The sequence below is a fragment of the Bradyrhizobium hipponense genome, from assembly GCF_008123965.1.
Classification (GTDB): Bacteria; Pseudomonadota; Alphaproteobacteria; order Rhizobiales; family Xanthobacteraceae; genus Bradyrhizobium; species Bradyrhizobium hipponense.
In genome coordinates, this window is sequence record NZ_VSTH01000304.1 from 1 (window position 1) to 2745 (window position 2745).

Sequence of the window (2745 nt, forward strand, 5' to 3'; positions counted from 1 at the left end):
GAATTCTTCACGGAGGACCAGAGATGGTGGGCACGGCGCTTCGCGCTTTTGCCCACCCTACGAGATCGGTTTTGTGGGTTAGCGCCAGCGTAACCCACCACTTCTCGTGCGGCGACCAAAATGGTGGATTACGCCAGCGGACTGCGCTTTGCGCAGCCTCGGCCGAATCCACCCTACGACGTGCGGCCGAGTTGTACCTCGCGGCCGACCTCGATCCATGTCGCCTTCGCCACCGCGAACAATCTCCCGGCCTCATCATGCCCTGCGGCCTCGGCCGTGCGCTTGCGGCCGTCGCGGCCGGTGGGCCAGGCCGTGATGATGCAGCGGTCGCCGGGGCGCGGGCGGGCCTCGATCCGTACCGACATCCGCCCCAGCAGCAGCGGTGTCGTGTCGAAACTGCCGCTGTGCGGATCGCAGTTGCAGGCAAAGCCGGTCGGGCAATCGAGGGCCGACCAGAGGAATTCGGGGGCGACCAGGCCGTCCTCGGCGGCGAGATTTCGATCGGGCGTCCAACTCGCTGCGAGAACGGCATTGCGACGCCCGAGCGAGCCGGCGAAAATGCGCAGGCCGTCGCCCTTGGCCCTTGCAGGACCGCAGACGAAACAGGTCGGCAGCGGATGCTCGTGCGGCTTGACCGGAGTCAGCAATTCGGCCGCGCGCGCCTCCTCGAAGCTGGCCGTCTCCAGGTGCGCAAGCTCGACGCTTGCCGCTCGCCCGGTCGCGACGACCTTGGCGCCGTCGCGAAGCTCCCATGTGCCGTCGTCTGTCGCGATCGTATTAAGTGGCGTATCCAGGGGAGGCGGCGCGCGCAGCGTCACCTCCGCAGCCCCGGGAATGTGGCGGGCGAGCCGGCCGCAGACATAGCCGCCGTTGCCGGAGTTCGGAGGACCGCAAAAGCGTTTGTCGATGATGATCGATGTCATCGGTCTTGTTCTCTCTTCCCGGTGCACTTTACCTGATATTGAGGACAATTCGCCCCTGAACCGTTCGGTTGGCCACAGCGCGCATGGCGTCTGCGGCCTCCTCCAAAGGAAGGACGCGATCGATGCGCGGGCGGATTTTTCCGTCCGCCAGCAACTGCATCAGCGTGACGTTCATACGCGCGACATCGGCGGAAAATTTCTCCGCCCAGGCGCCGACGAAGACACCGAGGATGGAATAGTTCTTCAGCAGCGGAAGGTTCATCGGGAGCTGTGGAATCTCGCCGCTGGTGAAGCCGATCGGCATCAGCCGTCCGCCCCACTTCATCAGCCTCGCCATCTGCTCGAAAATCGCGCCGCCGACATTGTCAAAGCCGATATCGATGCCGTCTCCTGATGTGATCGATTTGATCCGGTCGCGCAGGTCTTCGCTACGATAGTTGACGACATCAGCGGCGCCATAGCCGCGCACCAGCGCCGCCTTGTCGTCGGAGCCGACACCGGCGATGACGCGCAGGCCCAGATGGCGGCCGAGATCGACGGCGGCGAGTCCGACCCCGCCGGCGGCGCCCGTGATGAAAACGGTTTCGCCGCGTTGCACCCGGGCCCGCTCGACCAGTGCGTAATAGGCCGTGCCGTAATTGTGCAGCACCGTTGCTGCCGCTTCGAACGCGACGCCATCGGGCAGACGCACGCTCTTCGATGCCTTGGCGGTCATCCGTTCAGCGTAGCCGCCAATCCAGGTGCTGCACGCGACGCGATCGCCGGGCGCGAATGTCGTGACCTCGTCGCCTACTGCGACGACGATCCCGGATGCTTCCGTGCCGGGCACGAAGGGCGTCGGTGGCCGCATCTGGTAGAGGCCGGAAACCAGCAACTGGTCCATGAAACTCACGGACGCCGCATGGACGTCGATGAGGATTTCGTCACTGGCCGGTGTCGGCTCATCGATCTCACCGAGGCGCAAATCGCCCGGTCCGGTGAACGAACTGCACAAAACTGCTCTCATCGTATCGCTCCAGCGGATTGTCTATATTCGGCAGGTTCTCTCAACGGTGTCGCATATCCCGCGACGAGCTTGACGAAATCGGCCTGTCGCGCGGCACCGGTCTTTTCAAACAGGCGACGGACATGCGTCTTGATCGTTGTGCCGGCGACGCCGAGCGCCGCCGCCACTTCGGGAACGCCGCCGAGCTCGACGATTGCGAGCAGCACGCGCAACTCGGTCGGCGTCAGTCTGAATGCCTTGCCGATCACTTCGGAACGCGGCGGCATTGTCAGCGCGACCTGGCGAACGAACAAAGCTGTTGCGGCGCTACAGGCCACATCTGCACATCGGCGTGTGCCGGATGTCAGCGGCAGGGCGTGGGCGACGTAGCGCCGCCCATTGGTCCCGATCATCGGCACTGAAGTTTCGCCGGCCTGTGCGGCCGCTGCGAACAGGCGCTGCAAGGCCTGGTTGGCTGCGAGATCGCAGGCCACAAGATGCCCGCGGATCTCACGCATTATGTCGCGCGCATCGAGAATGGCCTGGCCGGCCGTATTGGCGTGAACAAGGCGCGTGTCCGAGGCAACGAAATATAGGCCAACGTCGAGTCCATCGAGCGTATCGGCGAATGTGGCGGCATCCACGGACATTCCGGGGAGAGGGAACAGCGCGTTCATCGCGGCGCTCCAACGGTCCGGCGATCGTCCGTCTGGCGGCGGCCGAAAAGACGCGGCACCAGCATGGGAACGCGCCGGCGATAGTTCTGGTAGGTCGCCCCGAACTCGGCGATCAGATCGCGTTCTTCGAACTGCAGTGCGACTAGGTCAGCGTTTTCTT

The 2745-nt window shown here is 64.5% G+C and carries 3 protein-coding genes and 1 pseudogene; all 4 read right to left on the reverse strand.

Annotated elements, in window-relative coordinates:
* Nucleotides 1–173 precede the first annotated feature (173 nt).
* Nucleotides 174–923: a hotdog family protein gene (locus FXV83_RS42185; RefSeq protein WP_148745878.1), complete on the reverse strand. Its 750-nt coding sequence runs from the start codon at nt 921–923 to the stop codon at nt 174–176.
* A 28-nt stretch (nt 924–951) separates the two neighbouring features.
* Nucleotides 952–1929, reverse strand: coding sequence for an NADPH:quinone oxidoreductase family protein (locus FXV83_RS42190; protein WP_148745879.1), 978 nt, complete (start codon nt 1927–1929; stop codon nt 952–954).
* Entirely contained in the window at nt 1926–2585 is a 660-nt protein-coding gene (locus FXV83_RS42195) for a helix-turn-helix transcriptional regulator (RefSeq protein ID WP_235940630.1), read from the reverse strand. Before FXV83_RS42195 ends, FXV83_RS42190 begins: the two co-directional genes overlap by 4 nt.
* Nucleotides 2582–2745 (reverse strand): annotated as a pseudogene (locus tag FXV83_RS44840) (methanethiol S-methyltransferase); the annotation flags it as partial. The pseudogene FXV83_RS44840 and the gene FXV83_RS42195, both read right to left, overlap by 4 nt.

Coding starts and splice junctions, on each gene's coding strand:
- FXV83_RS42195 (WP_235940630.1), bottom strand. CDS start 2,585: ATGAACGCGCTGTTCCCTCTCCCCGGAATGTCCGTGGATGCCGCCACA.
- FXV83_RS42185 (WP_148745878.1), bottom strand. CDS start 923: ATGACATCGATCATCATCGACAAACGCTTTTGCGGTCCTCCGAACTCC.
- FXV83_RS42190 (WP_148745879.1), bottom strand. CDS start 1,929: ATGAGAGCAGTTTTGTGCAGTTCGTTCACCGGACCGGGCGATTTGCGC.